The organism is Luteimonas sp. A482, from assembly GCF_054072655.1.
Genome location: NZ_JBSVRO010000003.1, coordinates 307,952 through 323,507 on the forward strand (window position 1 = coordinate 307,952; position 15,556 = coordinate 323,507).

The window sequence follows — 15,556 nt, forward strand, 5'->3', positions numbered from 1 at the left end:
GCCGCGGAATCTCCGGGGGGAGATGGCTGGTGGAGCAGTTCGGGCCGCGCCATGCGCAGTCCCGGATTCTGCGACGCCGCCTGTCCACCCTGCCTCCAACGCCACGCTCGCCTGCGAGGGACAGGCCGGCCGTGCGCCACGCATGGAGGACGCATGAGCCAACACCACGACACCCGCGGCGACATCGCGGTCGCAACGCGCGCCGGCGCCACCGGCTCCGACGCGCCCTCGCCGGGCCGTGACCACGACATTGCGGACGCGCGCGACGACATCGTGCCCGCGCCCGGCGCCGATCCGGGCCGCGCCGACACCGCGGCCGTCGCCGTCGCGGCATCCACCTGGATCACCAAGGAAGCCGGCAACCGCCGCATCCCCTTCGACCGCGCCCGCCTGGAGCGCGCCATCGACCGCGTCCACGCCGAGTTCCCGCAGCTGGACATCGCCGACTACAAGCGCAGCGTGCTGGGCTTCGTCGAGCGCAAGGACGCGGTGAACGCCGACGATCTGGTCGACCACCTGATCCGCGAGGCCGAGGCACGCGTCGACGTGGCCGCACCGGAATGGGAGATGTTCGCCGCACGCCTGTACCTGCATCGCCTGTACAAGCGCGCCGGCCGCAACCGCTTCTACGACGTCGAACAGAAGTACGGCTCCTATGTCGGCCTGCAGGAATCGCTGGCCGACCGCAACATCTATTCCAACGACATCCTGCGCGCCTACTCCAAGGAAGAGTTGATCGAGGCCGGCAAGATGATCGATCCCGGGCGCGACAGGCTACTGGCCTACAACGGCCTGTACCTGCTGGCCACGCGCTACCTGGCCACCGATCACGCGCGCAACGTGTACGAACTGCCGCAGGAGCGCTGGCTGACCATCGCGCTGTACCTGATGCAGGACGAGCGGCCGCGCGGGCGGCGCATGCAGCTGGTGGGCGAGGCCTACTGGGCGCTGTCGAACCTGTACATGACCGTGGCCACGCCGACGCTGCAGAACGCGGGCAAGGTGGGCGGGCAGCTGTCGAGCTGCTTCATCGACACGGTGGACGATTCGCTGCAGGGCATCTTCGATTCCAATACCGACATCGCGCGCGTGTCCAAGGGCGGTGGTGGCGTCGGCGCCTACATGGGCTTCGTGCGCTCGTCGGGATCGGCGATCCGCGGCGTGCCCAATTCGTCCGGCGGCGTGGTGCCGTGGATCAAGCAGCTCAACAACACCGCCGTATCGGTGGACCAGCTGGGCCAGCGCAAGGGCGCGGTCGCGGTGTACCTCGACATCTGGCACCGCGATATCGAGGCCTTCCTCGACCTGCGCCTCAACAACGGCGACCAGCGCCTGCGCGCGCACGACGTGTTCACCTCGGTCTGCATCCCCGACCTGTTCATGGAGGCGGTGGAACGCCGCGGCGACTGGTACCTGTTCGACCCGCACGAGGTGAAGCGGCTCAGGGGCTGGTACCTGCAGGACTTCTACGACGAATCGAGGGGCGAGGGCAGCTTCCGGCAGAAGTACGAGGAGGTGGTCAACGACGAGCGCATCGGCCGCAGGACGGTCAAGGCGATCGACCTGTTCAAGCGGATCATGGTGTCGCAGCTGGAGACCGGCAACCCGTTCATGTTCTACCGCGACGAGGTCAACCGGAAGAACCCGAACAAGCATGCGGGCATGGTGTACTCGTCCAACCTGTGCACCGAGATCCTGCAGAACATGAGCGCGACCCGGCTCATGCAGGAGATCATTTCCGGCAACCAGATCGTGACCACGCGTCAGGCCGGCGACTTCGTGGTCTGCAACCTGTCCTCGATCAACCTCGGGCGCGCCGTGCTGCCGGCCGAAGACCAGGGCGACCTGATCACCGACGTGCTCGAACGCCTGGTCCCGATCCAGGTGCGCATGCTCGACAACGTGATCGACCTCAACGCGTTGCCGGTGCCGCAGGCCACGATCACCAACCGCAAGTACCGCGCGATCGGCCTGGGCACCTTCGGCTGGCACCACCTGCTGGCGCGCAAGGGCATCCACTGGAACGAACCCGCGGCCGAGGACTTCAGCGACACGCTCTACGAGCGGATCAACTACCTGACCATCCAGGCCAGCATGGCGCTGGCGAAGGAGAAGGGCACCTACCCGGTGTTCACCGGCAGCGACTGGCACACCGGCGCCTACTTCCGCGACCGCGGCTACCACAGTCCGCAGTGGCTGGACCTGGCCGCGCAGGTCGGCGTGAACGGGCTGCGCAACGGCTGGCTGCTGGCGGTCGCGCCGAACATGTCGACCGCGCAGATCGCCGGCTCCACCGCCTCGATCGACCCGATCTACTCCGCGTTCTACTACGAGGAGAAGAAGGACTACCGGCGTCCGGTCGCCGCACCGGGCCTGTCGCTGGAGACCTGGCCGTACTACGAGAAGGGCGCGTACAAGCTCGACCAGTTCGCCAGCGTGCGCCAGAACGCGCGCCGCCAGCGGCATGTCGACCAGGCGATCAGCTTCAACCTGTACGTGCCCTCGACCATCCGCGCCAGCACCCTGCTCGAGCTGCACATGAGCGCCTGGCGCGAAGGGCTGAAAACCACCTACTACGTGCGTTCGAACGATATCGACATTACCGAATGCGAATGGTGTTCGAGCTGACGCGCTGATCTCCCTTCCCCCGCTTGCGGGGGAAGGTGCCGAAGGCGGATTGGGGGCATTCGAAGCGACCGGCTCGCCCCCACCCCAACCCTCCCCCGCAAGCGGGGGAGGGAGCAACAACAACCGACGAGATAGCACCATGTCCACAGCAGCCCCCCGCACCTCCACGCCACTCGAGCGCATCCGCATCCTCGAGCCACGCCATCCCAACCGTTCCACCGGGATCATCAACGGCAAGACCTCCGGCATCCTCAATTGGAACGACATTCCTTATCCGTCGTTCTACCGCGCCTACAAGGAGCTCTCGACCAACTTCTGGATTCCGGACGAGGTCGACATGAAGAGCGACGCGCGCCAGTACGGGGAGCTGTCGGCGCGCGAGAAGAACGCTTACGACTCGATCATCGGCCTGCTGGCCACGCTCGACTCGCCGCAGACACGCTTCATCTACAACGTCGCCGAGTACATCACCGACCCGGCCGCGCACGCCAACGCCGCGATCATCGGCCAGCAGGAAGTGATCCACAACGAAAGCTACAGCTACGTGCTGGCCTCGATCACCGACCTGGCCAACCAGAACCGGGTGTTCGAGCTCGCACGGACGCATCCGACAATCATCGCGCGCAACGCGCCGATCATGGCCTCGTACGACGACTTCATGCGGGAAAAGACCGCCGAGACCCTGCTGCGCGCGCTGGTCCAGTCCTCGATCCTGGAGGGCATCAACTTCTATTCCGGCTTCGCCTATTTCTACAACCTGGTGCGCCAGAACCGGATGGCCGGCACCGGCAAGATCATCAGCTTCATCAACCGCGACGAGCTGGCCCACACCAAGTTCATCAGCGAGGTGATCCGCGCCATCGTCGGCGAGAACCCGCAGCTGCAGACCCACGAGCTGACCGACTACGTGCACACCGCCTTCGCCCACGCGATCGAGCTGGAGACGCAGTGGACCGGCGAGGTGCTCGACGGCATCGACGGCATCGACGTGGACGAGATGATCCGCTACGTGAAGTACCGCGCCAACAAGATGGCCGGCATGCTCGGCATCGAGTCGATGTACCCGGACACCACCGACAACGTGATGCCGTGGATCAAGGCCTACGCCGACAATTTCACCGAGACCAAGACCGACTTCTTCGAGATGCGCAATGCGTCGTACAAGAAGACCAACGTGGACAACGGATTTGACGATCTGTGAGGCCGGTCGTGGTGCTCCCGTCGCGCGACTGGACGACCCGTGATGCCATCTTGCCCTGTAGGAGCGGCTTCAGCCGCGATCTCCCGATCCGGCGCCGCGCCTCCCTGATGCTCGCGGCTGAAGCCGCTCCTACAGGGGGCGGGGCAGCCGCCTTTACGCCATGCGCATCCTGATCGCCTTCACCTCGCTCAGCGGCAACACGCGCGACGTCGCGCGCATGGTGCGCGCGCGCTGCGAGCAGCGCGGGCATGCGGTGAGCTGGGTCGAGACCGATATCGCCGGGCTGGCCGCGGCCGGTCCCGACCCGCACCACGACCTCTACCTGCTCGGCGCCTGGTCCGACAACGCGGGCCGCACGCCGGCGGCGATGAAGCGCTTCATCGCCGCACTGGTGGAGGCGGTGGGCAAGCCGGCGCAACTGGCGGTATTCGGTACCGGCGAGACGCAGTGGGGCGAGGAGTATTACTGCGGCGCGGTGCGGCGCATCGCCCACTTCTTCGATTCGTCGTTCCCGCGTCTGGAGATCGAGCAGATGCCACATGGCGAACGCGACGCGACCCGGATCCGGCGATGGGCCGATCACATCCTAAATTGCATCGAGAACCCACGACATGCGGACCCTGCACGCGCCATCGCCTGACGACTACCACGCCGCCATCAAGGCGCATCCACGCCTGCTTGTGGACTACGGCAAGCACGACTGCCCCGGCTGCAGGATGCTGGACATGTCGCTGCGCAAGTTCGCCGACCAGGCCGCGGCCAGCGATCTGGTCCTGCTCAAGGTGAAACTGGAAGACGTGGGCGAGGAATTCTTCCGCGGGCTGGGCCTGCGGCAGACGCCGACGCTCTCGCTGTTCCGCGATGGCGCCGAAGTGGCGCGGCTGGCTGGCTTCCGGTCGCCGGCGCAGCTGGAAGAGGCGGTGGATTCGTGCCTGTAGCGAGCGCGCCTGCCGGTTCCGGGTGCACTGCGCGTACCCGGGCTGCGTGGCCGTGGTCGTTGCGGGGGAAACGGTGTTTCGTGCGACGCCACGGCGTGTGACATAGTCGCGCGCCTGTCCTGCCGTGCCGGCAATCCCATGCCCCGCGACCACGTCCTCGTCCTGTCCTGTCCCGACCGCACCGGCATCGTCCATCGCGTGTCGGGGCTGCTGTTCGAGCACGGCTGCAACATCCTCGACGCACAGCAGTACGGTGACGCCGAGTCGGGGCGGTTCTTCCTGCGCGTGCACTTCGACGTGCCGGCCGCCAGCGACATCGATATCGTGCGCGCGGCCTTCGAACCGCTGGCCGCCGCCCATGCGATGGCCTGGGACATGCACGACGTGCGCCGCCGCGCGCGCCTGCTGGTGCTGGTGAGCCGGCAGGGCCACTGCCTCAACGACCTGCTGTTCCGCACCCACAGCCGGCAGCTGCGCGCGGACATCGTCGCAGTGGCCTCCAACCATCCGGACTATGCACAGCTGGCCGGGTCCTACGGCGTGCCCTTCCACCACTTCCCGGTCGACGCGGCGACGCGCGAGGCGCAGGAACAGCAGGTCCTGGAGCTGGTGGAGCGCGAGCGCATCGACCTGGTGGTGCTGGCGCGCTACATGCAGATCCTCTCGCCGGCGCTGTGCGCGGCACTGGCCGGGCGCGCGATCAACATCCACCACAGCTTCCTGCCCAGCTTCAAGGGCGCGCAACCCTACCACCAGGCGCACGCGCGCGGGGTCAAGATCATCGGCGCGACCGCGCACTACGTGACGCCGGACCTCGACGAGGGCCCGATCGTCGATCAGGACGTGGCGCACGTGGACCACGCGATGACCCCGGCCGCGCTGATCCGCATCGGCAGCGACGTCGAGTCGCGGGTGCTGGCGCGCGCGGTGCGGCTGCACGTGGAGCACCGGATCCTGCTCAACGGGCACCGGACGGTGGTGTTCCGCTGAGGCGCCGGCAGGCGCCTCCGCAGGGCCCACCGGATACGCAACGACTGTCATCCCGAGCGCAGCGAGGGATCTCTTCTTCAGCGAGTCGGATGGAAGATCCCTCGCTGCGCTCGGGATGACAGTCCGGGGACAGGGCGCATCGATCCACATCACCTGCGGGTCAGACCCGTCGCTCTCGCCTGCCCGGGAACCTCACGCCTCCAGCGCCACTCCCGCTGCCTGCAGCGCCGCGCGCGTGGGCGCGTCGCTGTCCGGGGTCACCGGCCGGGTGAGATTCCACAGCACGCAGGCGCGCAAGCCCGCGGCCACCGCGTCCTGCGCCGACCACAGCACGCAGTAGTCACGCGCCAGGCCGCACAGGTGCACTTCGGCGATGCCGCGCTCGCGCAGCCAGCCGGCCAGGCCGGTCAGCGGGCGCATGCCGTCGGGGCCGATGTTCTCGCGGAAGGCACTGTAGGAATCGACCTGCCCCCGGGTGCCCTTGCGCAGGATCAGGTCGGCCAGGTGCCAATCCACGCGAGGGTCGAGCGCGGCGCCCGGCGTGCCCTGCACGCAGTGGTCGGGCCACAGCATCTGCGGGTGGCCGTGCAGTTCGATCGTCTCGAACGGGTCGCGGCCGGCGTGGCTGGAGGCAAACGAGGCGTGGCCGGGCGGGTGCCAGTCCTGGGTCGCGACCACGGTGCGGTAGGCGCGCGAGGCAACCAGGGCGGCGACGCCCGGCACCACCGCGTCGCCTTCGTGGCACGGCAGCGCGCCGCCGGGCATGAAGTCCGGCTGCAGGTCGATGACGAGCAGGGCGGTGGTATCGGGGTGGATGGGCATCGGTGCGTCCCCGCGAAGAGGCTGGAGCCCGGCGCGGCGCATGGCGCCGGGCCGGACCTAGATCCCCTCAGGCGATCGACGCGCGGTAGATCGACCCGATCGAGGCATCAAGCGCCTGGTTGTACGCGCCATCATCCTGCTGCGCGCTCAGGCCTTCGGTCAGGGCGCGGCTGAAGCTGGCGATCACGCCCGGGTTCCTGGCCAGCCTGGCGTTGGCGTCGTCGCGGCTGTAGCCGCCCGACAGCGCCACCACCTTGAGCACCGCCGGATGCTCGACCAGCGCCTGGAAGTAGCCGTCCACGTCGGGCAGGGTCAGCTTGAGCATCACCGGCGACGATGGATCGAGCTTGTCCAGGCGCGCGAGCAGGCCCTGCCTGAGCTCGACCTCGATCGCCTGCTTGTCGGCGGCGTTGATGTCGACCTCCGGCTCGATGATCGGCACCAGGCCCGCGTCCAGCACCTGACGGCCCAGCTCGAACTGCTGGTCGAGCACCTCGGCGATGCCCTTGGCGTTGTTGGCCTTGATCACCGAGCGCTCCTTGGTGCCGAACACGCCGCGCGCCTTCGCGCGCGCCAGCAGGTCGTCCAGGCCCGGGATCGGCTTCATCTTCTGCACGCCGTCGGCCTCGTCGGCCAGGCCCTTGTCGATCTTCAGGAACGGCACCACGCCCTTGTCTTCCCACAGGTAGGCGACCGCGTTCTTGCCGCCGAAATCATCGTCCATGGTGCGCTCGAACAGGATCGCACCGAGTACGCGTTCGCCGCTGAAGGCCGGGCTGGTGACGATGCGCGCGCGCATCGCGTGCACCTGCTCGAACATCTCCTGCTCGTTGGAATAGGCCGATTCCTCGACGCCGTAGAGCTTGAGCGCCTTGGGCGTGCTGCCCCCGCTCTGGTCGAGCGCGGCGATGAAACCCTTGCCGGAAGCGATGCGGTCACGTTGCTGCGGATTGATGGTCACAATCGATGTGTTCCTGTGCGATGGGCGGGACATGCGCCGGAGCCGGGGATGATAGCGCCGCCCGCAGGCAACTGCCGGCAGGCAAGGCAGCGGCCGCGCATGGTGCGCTGCGGTGCGAGCCGGCGGCAGGGTCCGGCGCGCCGCTCCAGCTCAGGTGTCGCTGTCGCCGCCCTCGCCGGCCGCGGCCGCGATCTCGCCGGTGTGCTGGCCCAGGGTAGGCGCGGCGAACGGCTCGGGGCCCGGCGTGCGGCCGAAGCGGATCGGCTGCGCCACGCCGCGGTAGCTGCCCAGGACCGGATGCGGGATCTCCGCGATCATGCCTTCGGCCAGCACTTGCGGATGGTCGAACATGTCTTCGACCTGGCGCGCCGCCGCACACGGCACCTCCTCGCCGAAGATCTCCTCCCATTGCAGCGCCGTGTGCGCCTGCAGCGCCTGGTGCAGCTGCGGCAGGATCTCGTCCGCATGCCGGGCGCGCTTGCGCACGCTGTCCAGGCGCGGGTCGTCGGCCAGCGCGTCCAGGCCGGTCTTCGCGCACAGCGCGCGCCAGAAGCGCGGCGTGTTGGCCGAAATGTAGAGGAAGCCATCGCGGGTGGGATGGATGCCGGTCACGCCGCCCGAGCGCATGTCGCGGCTGATGTCGTGGTCCTCGCCCTGCGCCCAGACCATGCGCGCGGACTGCATGGTCAGTGCGCTGCGCAACAGCGACACGCCCACGTACTGGCCCTGCCCGCTGCGCTCGCGCTCGTACAGCGCCGAGGACACGCCGGCGGCCAGCAGCGCGGCCGCGTAGTAGTCCACCACCGAGCCGTAGATCAGCTCCGGCGGGCCACCGCGCTTGCCCTGCATGGCGCACATGCCGGTCATGGTCTGCAGCACCTGGTCGTAGCCGGCCTTGTCCTTCAGCGGCCCGCTCTCGCCGTAGCCGGTGACCGCGCAGTACACCAGCCGCGGGTGCAGTGCCGACAGCGTTGCGTAGCCGATGCCCAGCCGCTCGGGCACGCCCGGGCGGAAGTTGTGCACCAGCACGTCGGCCTCGCGCAGCAGGCGGTAGAGCACGGCGCGCTCGTCGTCGCGCTTGAGGTCCAGCAATGCGCCGCGCTTGCTGCGGTTGACGCCGAGGAAGGCGCGGCTCTCGGCATCAAGCGTGGACGGGTAGTTGCGCAGGTTGTCGCCGCCGGGCGGCTCGATCTTGATCACGTCCGCGCCCTGGTCGGCCAGCAGCGTGCAGCCGTAGGGGCCGGCGATGTAGGCGCTCAGGTCGAGTACGCGCACGCCGGCCAGCGGGCCGGCATCGCCCTGGCGGTCGGGGTGGAAGACAGGACTCAACGGGGCCTCCAGCGGGTCGTCCATGGTCGGGGGTTCGCAAGTCTTGCCGATGGTCCGGCAACGGGACAGCGCGGGCGCCTATCTTCAGCGCACAGGGAATCTTGCTTGAGCGCGGGCGCCATGTTCACAGCGCGCCGCAATCGTCCTCGGCGCGCCCCTCGGGCGACGGCGCCAGGTGCAGCCAGGTCAGGCGCCAGCTGCGGTCGCGGCGCTCGTCGACGGCGTACCAGGGCTCGAAGTCGAGCGGCGCGCGGTCGTCGAAAAGCAGGCGCAGGCGGGTGCCCGGTGCACCTTCGGCTGGCGCCAGTTCCTCGATGCGCAGCGCGGCGTCGTCATCGGGCAGGCGCACGGTCTCGCGCGGCTTGTAGCCGTCGATCAGCCCGGTGGCATAGGCCAGCGGACCGCGCGACAGCGCCAGCCAGGCGTTGTGCACCACCTGCTGGCGCACCAGCGAGCCGTCGGGCGCGCGCGATTCCTGCACGTTGCGGTGCACGCGCCGGTGCACGCGCGGACGCATCGGCAGCTTGAGCACGAGCGCATCACCGGGCGACCACTCGCGCTCGACGTCGGCGTACTCGCCAGCGGCCACGACGACGGCCAGCTCGCCGCCGACTGCCAGGGTCGCGCCGTCGGCCCACGCCGGTACCCGCAGGCGCAGGCGGAAGCGCGTCGGTGCGTCGGGTTCGACTTCGATGCGGACCGTGCCGGCGAAGGGATAACCGGTGCGCTGGTGCAGCCTGGCGCTGCCGCCGCCGGGCAGCGCCAGCTGCGCCTCGCCCGGTCCCAGCAGGTTGACCACCACGCCTTGGGCATCCACGGCCCAAGCGATCGCCGGCAGTTCCTCCAGCGCCATCGCGCCGCTGGACTTGCAGCAGCGCCAGTAGTTGGTGTGGATGCGGCGGCCGTTGGCGAACGAGTAGTAGACCCAGTCCTCGCCGTCGGGCGCCTGCGCGCCGATCAGATCGTTGTAGGCGCTGCGCTCGATCTCCTCGGCGTAGCGCGCCTGGCCGGTGATCGCCAGCAGCTCGCGGTTGAGCTGGATCCAGGCCAGCACCGAGCAGGTCTCGACGTAGGCCTCCGGGTCGAACACGCCGGCCGGGTTGAACACCTCGCGCGAGCGGTGGCCGATGCCGCCGAACGGCCCGCCGCCCAGGCTGAGGTGGTGGTCGCGGATCGCCTGCCACTGGCGGTCGACCGCCTCGCGGTAGTCGGCGCGGCCGGTGGCACGGTGCAGCCGCGCCAGGCCGACCAGGTTCCAGCACAGCTGGTAGGCCTTGCCGGTGGCGATCTCGGAGGGATCGGCGCCCGACTGCGCGCGCTCCAGCAGGGCCAGCCGGGGGTTGGCATTGGCCTGCGCCAGCACCCGCTCGGCGAGCTCCAGGTAGCGCTGCTCGCCGGTCAGCAGGTGCAGCTCGGCGGCCGGGTCGAGCAGCACCGTGGCCGACATGCCGTGGTGGTTGCCGACGCTGGTGATGTCCAGTCCGCCTTCGCAGAAGCTGCGCCAGCACAGGTCGGCGATGCGCTGCGCGGCCTCGAGGTGGCGCGCCTGTCCGAAGCAGCGATACACCTCCACCAGGCCCAGCAGCAGGTAGCTGTGGGTCCAGATGTCCCAGGTGCGCAGCGCCGGCTCGCCGTTCCAGCTTTCCGGCTTGGGCGGTTGCGGCACCATGAAGCGGCGCTGCGGCGCGTAGTTGCCGAGGTAGCCATCGTCGGCCTGCACGTCGGCCAGATGGTCGGCCACCGCCAGCACGCGCTCGCGCAGCGCGGCATCGTCGCTGCGCGCGGCGGCCTTGGCCGCGGCCGCCAGCCACTTGCCGGCGTGCTCGCCGTACCAGTCGCCTTCCTCGTTGTGCTCGCGCTGCGGCGGATCGAAGATCGCGATCGCCGGGCTGTCCGGGCCGGTGATGAAGTGCGACAGCCGGCCGCGCCGGTTGGCGTCCAGCGCCTCGCCCAGCACGCCCTCAAGCTGCACCTGCCCGGGCCGCGCGAAGTGCTGCGCCTGCGCGCCGCGCTCAGTCACGGGCCGGCTCCGCGTCGACCACGCAGCGGAAGCCGACCGTGCCGGAGCGATCCTTGCACGGCGCCATCAGCAGGTACTTGCCGTGCTGGTCGAGCCGGTAGGCCTGCGGGAAGTACCAGTGCGAGGTCTGCGGCTGGTAGCTGCTGCCGCCGCGCAGGATCGCCGCGCGGGTGTGCTCGTCGACGAACTCGTCGGTCCACTGCCAGACATGGCCGACCAGGTCCTCGACGCCAAACGGCGAGGCGCCCTGCGGGTTCTGCCCCACCTTGTCGGGCGGCAGCAGGCGACGCCCGCGGTTGACCCGCGGCACGTAGGCCTCGTTCCAGTCATTACCCCAGGGGTAGAGGCGGCCGTCGCCGCCCTGCGCGGCGTACTGCCATTCCCATTCGCGCGGCAGGCGCTTGCCCGCCCAGGCCGCGTAGGCGCGCGCGTCCTCCAGCGAGACCCAGGTCACCGGCCTGTCCTCCCAGCCCGGGCGCGGCGCGCCGTCGACCCAGTGACGCAGGAAGTTGGCCGCATCGCGCGGCACGTAGCCGCTGCCCTGCACGAAGCGCTGGAACTGCGCGTTGGTCACCGGATGGCGGTCGATGTGGAACGCGGCCAGCTGCATGCGCCGGTGGTGGTGGCGGCGCGGCGTGGGCTCCCAGGGGTATTGCACGTCCACCCCGGCCCAGTTGAAACCTTCGATCTCGATGCCGTCGACCTTGAACAGGAACTCGCCCGCCGGCACGGTGACCATGCCTTCGGGCTTGGCGGCCTGCGGCGCGGTCGGCGCCACGTCCACGATGGCCTGCGGCAGGTGGCGCCAGGCGGCCGAATGGGCGTTGAGCGGCGTGTGCGCCTGCGCGGCGATTGTGGCGAGGAAGGCCTCGAGCCCCGCCTCATCGGCGTCGGGCGCCAGCGCCAGCACCGCGCCGAATCCGCGCGCTTCCAGCGACAGCTCGACCAGCGCCTGGCCGTCGATCACGCGCGGCGACAGCGCGCGGCCGTGCCAGGCGTCGTAGTAGCGCGTGCCTTCGACGTGTTCGATGGCGAACTGTTCGCCGTCCACGTCGTACTCGTTGCGGTTGGCCAAGGTCCACAGCACGCGGCCGTCGCCCGGGAAGCGGCTGATGAACACGTTGCGTTGTGCGGTGAGCTGGTACGGCGCCCAGTCCATGCTGACCACCAGCGACGGGAACTGCCGGTAGATGGTGGCGATGCGGCGCAGCGCCTCGGCGTTGCGCGGCGTGAACTGGTTCCAGATGCCCCAGATGTTTTCCCAGGCGTTGTAGCCGATGCCGTTGAGGAAGCAGTACTGCAGGTCGTGGGTGCGGTCGCGGCCCCAGCGGTTCTCGTAGTTGACCATGTGGCGCGGCTCGAGCCACTTCCACTTCGATACCGGCGGCACCGGGCCGTCGGGCGCCTTCTTGCCCCAGCTCTGCACGTTCCAGATCAGCTGCTCCTCGGCGCTGATCGTCGACTCGGGCTGCACCACCACCGGATGGTCGAGCCGCTCGCAGGCGTCGAAGAACGCGCGCGGCACGCCGTTGAAGGTGTCGCCGTTGATGCCGTCCGCGCCGACCGCCTTCACGATCGCCGCCAGCCCGTCCCAGTGCGTGCAGTCCGGGTCGCGGGTGCCGTGGTCCCAGGGCTTGGCCGGCAGGAACACCTTGACCCCGCGCCGGTGGAAGTCATCGACCGCGCGCTTGAGCCCATCGAGGCCGCCGGGCAGGTCGTGCGCCAGGTCGAACTGGTTGCGGTCGTCGACGCCGATGTTGGGATAGATGTACCAGATCAGCACCGAGTCCAGGCCGCCGAAACGCTGCTCGAGATCGTCGAGGTAGCGGTCGACCGTGTACTGCCCGGTCTCGACGTCGAAGAAATGGCGGTCCTCGACCATCATCTGCGCGTGCACGAAGTTGCGCTGCGCCCACTGCAGCTCCGGGCGGCGGTAGTTGGCATCGTCGTAGCCGATGCGCACCAGGTGTTCGCGACGCCAGTCGCGCAGTTCGACCAGCCAGTCGGCGCCGCCTTCGTTGGCGTCGATCATCCAGTGGCCGATGTCGGCGAACGGCCAGGCCGGCGCCTTGCCCGGGGTGGGCAGGTAGCGCCCGGTGGTGACGTGCGAGAACTTGTGTTCGGTGCGCAGCGGCGCCGGGCCGTGGTCGGCGCTGGCGGGATCGTGTTCGGGGATGTCGTAGGGAGAGGTCATGGTGTGCCCGGTGATCGTAGGGGAATGCGGGCCAGCCCGCAGGCATCGCGCCATGGCGGCGCGCTCGTCGCATCGGTGCGGCGCACAGGTCGCCGGCACCTGCGGCGCTCAACCAGGCGCCATGTCATCGAGCGATGCCGCGCCAGGCGCGCGCCGCGTGGCGTGATCGGCCAGCACCGCGAATGTCCCGTCGGCCCGGTGTGCGCACTCGGCCGCATCGAGCAGCGCGAGCACCGCCGCCCTGGTGGGGATGCTCGACTGCGCGCCGGCCGTGATGCAGGCCAGCGCCGAAGCCGCGCTGGCCTCGCGCAACGCGTGCGCCAGCGCATCGCCACGCGCCAGTGCGGCCACCAGCGCGCCACAGAATGTATCGCCGGCCGCGGTGGTATCCACCACGTCCACGGCGAACGCGTGCTGGCGCAGGATCGCCGCGCCCGCGCGCGCCACGCAGCCAGCGCTGCCCAGGGTCACGATGGCGCAGGGCACCGGCAGGCGCCGCAGCGCAGCCTCCAGGTCGGCGGTGTCGCCGGCCAGCATCGCCAGCTCGCCCTCGTTGACCACGAGGATGTCGATGGCCGCCAGCAGTCGCGGCGACAGCACCCGCGCCGGCGCGGCGTTGAGCACCACCGTGACCCCGGCCGCGCGCGCGCATTCGGCGTAGGCGGTCACGCTCGCCAGCGGCGTTTCCAGCTGCAGCAGCAGGTGGCTGATGCCATCAAGCGGCGGCAGGTCTTCGGCGGCCAGCAGGTCGTTGGCGCCGGGCGCGACCACGATCGAGTTCTCGCCCGAATCGGCGATGCAGATGAAGGCCACGCCGCTGGCGGCGCCGACGGCGCGCTTTTCCACCAGCGCCACGCCGGCATCGCGCAGCGACTCGCGCAGGCGCGCGCCGGGCGCATCGTCGCCGAGCGCGACCAGCATCGTGGTCGGCGCATCGCCGGCACGCGCACAGGCCACAGCCTGGTTGGCGCCCTTGCCGCCGGGAAAGGTCTGCAGTCCGCCGCCGAGCACGGTTTCGCCGGGGGCTGGCGCGCGCGGCGCGCGCACCACGAAGTCGAGATTGGCCGAGCCGGCCACCAGCACCCGGGTCCTGGGCATTGCGTTCATCGCGCCAGCACCTGCTGCACGTGGTTGTAGAAGGGCAGCGCCACGCGCGGCAACTCGCTGTCCGACTCGCCGGGCAGGTGCTGCAGCATCAGCAGGCCGATGCCGCCGGTCGCCGGGTCGATGACGAAATAGGTCGAGGCCGCGCCGCTCCACCCGGCCTGCCCGGGCGCGCCATCGCGGCTGGCCGCCGCCGGGTCGAGCAGGACCGACATTCCCAGCCCGAAGCCGCGGTCGCGTGTGTCGCCGGTCCAGGGATGGGCCAGGCCCATCGGCGCGAGCTGGTCGCGGAACATCGCCTCGACCAGCGCCGGGGGTACCAGCACGTCATCGCCGTGGCGGCCACGCGCGAGCAGCATGCGCGCGAACGCGAGGTAGTCGTGGGCGCTCGCGTACAGCCCGCCGGCTGCACTTGAATACGGGCGCAGCGGCGCGCCGGGCACACGGCCACGCGCCCTGTCGTCGGACTGCAGCCGGCCATCTGCACCGGTGCGGCTGATCTCGACCACGCGGTGACGCTGGCCGGCCGGCACCGAGAACGCGGTGTCGTGCATGCCCAGCGGGGAGAAGAATGCCGCCTGCAGATAGGCTTCCAGCGGCTGGCCGCTCCAGACCTCCACCAGCCGGCCCAGCACATCGGTGGCCAGCCCGTCGTAGACGAAGCGCGTGCCCGGATCGCGCTCCAGCGGCACCCGCGCAGCGCGTTCCACCAGATCGGCCAGGCCGGCGCTCTCCTCCAGCCGTTGCGCCTCGCGCAAGCGCAGTGCCTGCGCCCCGGTCACCGCGAAACCGGCGGTGTGCGTGAGCAGGTGGCGGATCGTCGGCACGCGCACCGGCGCCCGCAGACGTCCCTCTTCAAGCACCTGCAGTCCTTCGAAGGCGGGCAGGTGCAATGCCAGCGAATCATCCAGCCCCGCATGGCCTTCGCCCACCAGTCGCAGCACGGCGGCCGAGACCACGGGCTTGGTCATCGAATAGATCCGGTAGATCGCGTCTTCGCGCAACGGGCGTTGGCGCGCGATGTCCGCATGTCCGGCCGCGAGGTCCACCAGCACCTCGTCGCCGCGGGCCACCAGCAGGTGAGCACCGGGATAGCCGGCGCCGAGCACCGTCGCGCGCAGCCAGGCGTCGGAGGCGTCCGGCACTGGCGTCGCGCTGGCGACGAGGGGACATCCGGGCCAGAGCGCGACCAGGAGGAGAAGACGAAGGAGCGTCTGGCGCATTGCGTGATGTAAAAGGCGCGTGCCGCACCACGACCTGCAGGGGAGGGCAAGACGATGTGGTGCAGCACCGCCGAAACGGAGCGTCGGGCCGACGGCTGCGGCCCGGCGCGGTGGCAACGGGAACATGGTCCGCCGCCGGCTTGCGA

General features: G+C 69.9%; 12 protein-coding genes. 5 read left to right on the forward strand and 7 right to left on the reverse strand.

What is annotated here, in order from left to right; translation table 11 throughout:
- The first annotated feature begins 153 nt into the window (after window positions 1–153).
- From ACW5DW_RS12080 to purU, 5 genes are all read left to right on the forward strand, one after another.
- The gene (locus ACW5DW_RS12080; protein WP_457019160.1) at window positions 154–2,628 is read left to right on the forward strand and encodes a ribonucleoside-diphosphate reductase subunit alpha; all 2,475 of its coding nucleotides are present in this window, start codon (window positions 154–156) and stop codon (window positions 2,626–2,628) included.
- A 139-nt stretch (window positions 2,629–2,767) separates the two neighbouring features.
- Window positions 2,768–3,829 (forward strand): ribonucleotide-diphosphate reductase subunit beta, encoded by a 1,062-nt coding sequence (locus ACW5DW_RS12085; RefSeq protein WP_457019162.1) that lies wholly within the window; start codon window positions 2,768–2,770, stop codon window positions 3,827–3,829.
- 160 nt (window positions 3,830–3,989) lie between these two features.
- On the forward strand, window positions 3,990–4,469 hold the full coding sequence (locus ACW5DW_RS12090; protein ID WP_457019163.1) for a flavodoxin: 480 nt from the start codon (window positions 3,990–3,992) through the stop codon (window positions 4,467–4,469).
- The gene (locus ACW5DW_RS12095; protein WP_457019164.1) at window positions 4,441–4,767 is read left to right on the forward strand and encodes a thioredoxin family protein; all 327 of its coding nucleotides are present in this window, start codon (window positions 4,441–4,443) and stop codon (window positions 4,765–4,767) included. The genes ACW5DW_RS12090 and ACW5DW_RS12095 overlap by 29 nt, the downstream gene beginning before the upstream one ends.
- Window positions 4,768–4,905: 138 nt before the next feature.
- Complete coding sequence (gene purU, locus ACW5DW_RS12100; RefSeq protein WP_457019165.1) at window positions 4,906–5,757, forward strand: formyltetrahydrofolate deformylase; 852 nt, start codon at window positions 4,906–4,908, stop codon at window positions 5,755–5,757.
- Window positions 5,758–5,949: 192 nt separating this feature from the next.
- Here the strand turns inward: purU and ACW5DW_RS12105 are convergent, their stop codons facing one another.
- From ACW5DW_RS12105 to ACW5DW_RS12135, 7 genes are all read right to left on the reverse strand, one after another.
- Window positions 5,950–6,579 carry a nicotinamidase gene (locus ACW5DW_RS12105; RefSeq protein ID WP_457019166.1) on the reverse strand — a complete coding sequence of 210 codons (630 nt, stop codon included), beginning with the start codon at window positions 6,577–6,579 and terminating at the stop codon, window positions 5,950–5,952.
- A 67-nt stretch (window positions 6,580–6,646) separates the two neighbouring features.
- Window positions 6,647–7,540 (reverse strand): fructose bisphosphate aldolase, encoded by an 894-nt coding sequence (locus tag ACW5DW_RS12110; RefSeq protein ID WP_457019168.1) that lies wholly within the window; start codon window positions 7,538–7,540, stop codon window positions 6,647–6,649.
- 150 nt (window positions 7,541–7,690) lie between these two features.
- Window positions 7,691–8,869 carry a CaiB/BaiF CoA transferase family protein gene (locus ACW5DW_RS12115; protein ID WP_457019169.1) on the reverse strand — a complete coding sequence of 393 codons (1,179 nt, stop codon included), beginning with the start codon at window positions 8,867–8,869 and terminating at the stop codon, window positions 7,691–7,693.
- 124 nt (window positions 8,870–8,993) lie between these two features.
- Entirely contained in the window at window positions 8,994–10,889 is a 1,896-nt protein-coding gene (locus ACW5DW_RS12120) for a glycoside hydrolase family 127 protein (RefSeq protein ID WP_457019171.1), read from the reverse strand.
- Window positions 10,882–13,083, reverse strand: a complete 2,202-nt coding sequence (locus ACW5DW_RS12125; RefSeq protein WP_457019172.1) for a formylglycine-generating enzyme family protein — start codon at window positions 13,081–13,083, stop codon at window positions 10,882–10,884. The genes ACW5DW_RS12120 and ACW5DW_RS12125 overlap by 8 nt, the downstream gene beginning before the upstream one ends.
- Window positions 13,084–13,191: 108 nt before the next feature.
- Window positions 13,192–14,190, reverse strand: a complete 999-nt coding sequence (locus tag ACW5DW_RS12130) for a ribokinase (protein ID WP_457019173.1) — start codon at window positions 14,188–14,190, stop codon at window positions 13,192–13,194.
- Window positions 14,187–15,332: a serine hydrolase domain-containing protein gene (locus tag ACW5DW_RS12135; RefSeq protein WP_457019174.1), complete on the reverse strand. Its 1,146-nt coding sequence runs from the start codon at window positions 15,330–15,332 to the stop codon at window positions 14,187–14,189. The genes ACW5DW_RS12130 and ACW5DW_RS12135 overlap by 4 nt, the downstream gene beginning before the upstream one ends.
- Between the last annotated feature and the right edge of the window lie 224 nt (window positions 15,333–15,556).

What these genes read in the sequence shown, in the direction of transcription:
- ACW5DW_RS12080 (WP_457019160.1), top strand. Translation starts at nt 154, where the DNA reads ATGAGCCAACACCACGACACCCGCGGCGACATCGCGGTCGCAACGCGC.
- ACW5DW_RS12085 (WP_457019162.1), top strand. Translation starts at nt 2,768, where the DNA reads ATGTCCACAGCAGCCCCCCGCACCTCCACGCCACTCGAGCGCATCCGC.
- ACW5DW_RS12090 (WP_457019163.1), top strand. Translation starts at nt 3,990, where the DNA reads ATGCGCATCCTGATCGCCTTCACCTCGCTCAGCGGCAACACGCGCGAC.
- ACW5DW_RS12095 (WP_457019164.1), top strand. Translation starts at nt 4,441, where the DNA reads ATGCGGACCCTGCACGCGCCATCGCCTGACGACTACCACGCCGCCATC.
- purU (WP_457019165.1), top strand. Translation starts at nt 4,906, where the DNA reads ATGCCCCGCGACCACGTCCTCGTCCTGTCCTGTCCCGACCGCACCGGC.
- ACW5DW_RS12105 (WP_457019166.1), bottom strand. Translation starts at nt 6,579, where the DNA reads ATGCCCATCCACCCCGATACCACCGCCCTGCTCGTCATCGACCTGCAG.
- ACW5DW_RS12125 (WP_457019172.1), bottom strand. Translation starts at nt 13,083, where the DNA reads ATGACCTCTCCCTACGACATCCCCGAACACGATCCCGCCAGCGCCGAC.
- ACW5DW_RS12130 (WP_457019173.1), bottom strand. Translation starts at nt 14,190, where the DNA reads ATGAACGCAATGCCCAGGACCCGGGTGCTGGTGGCCGGCTCGGCCAAT.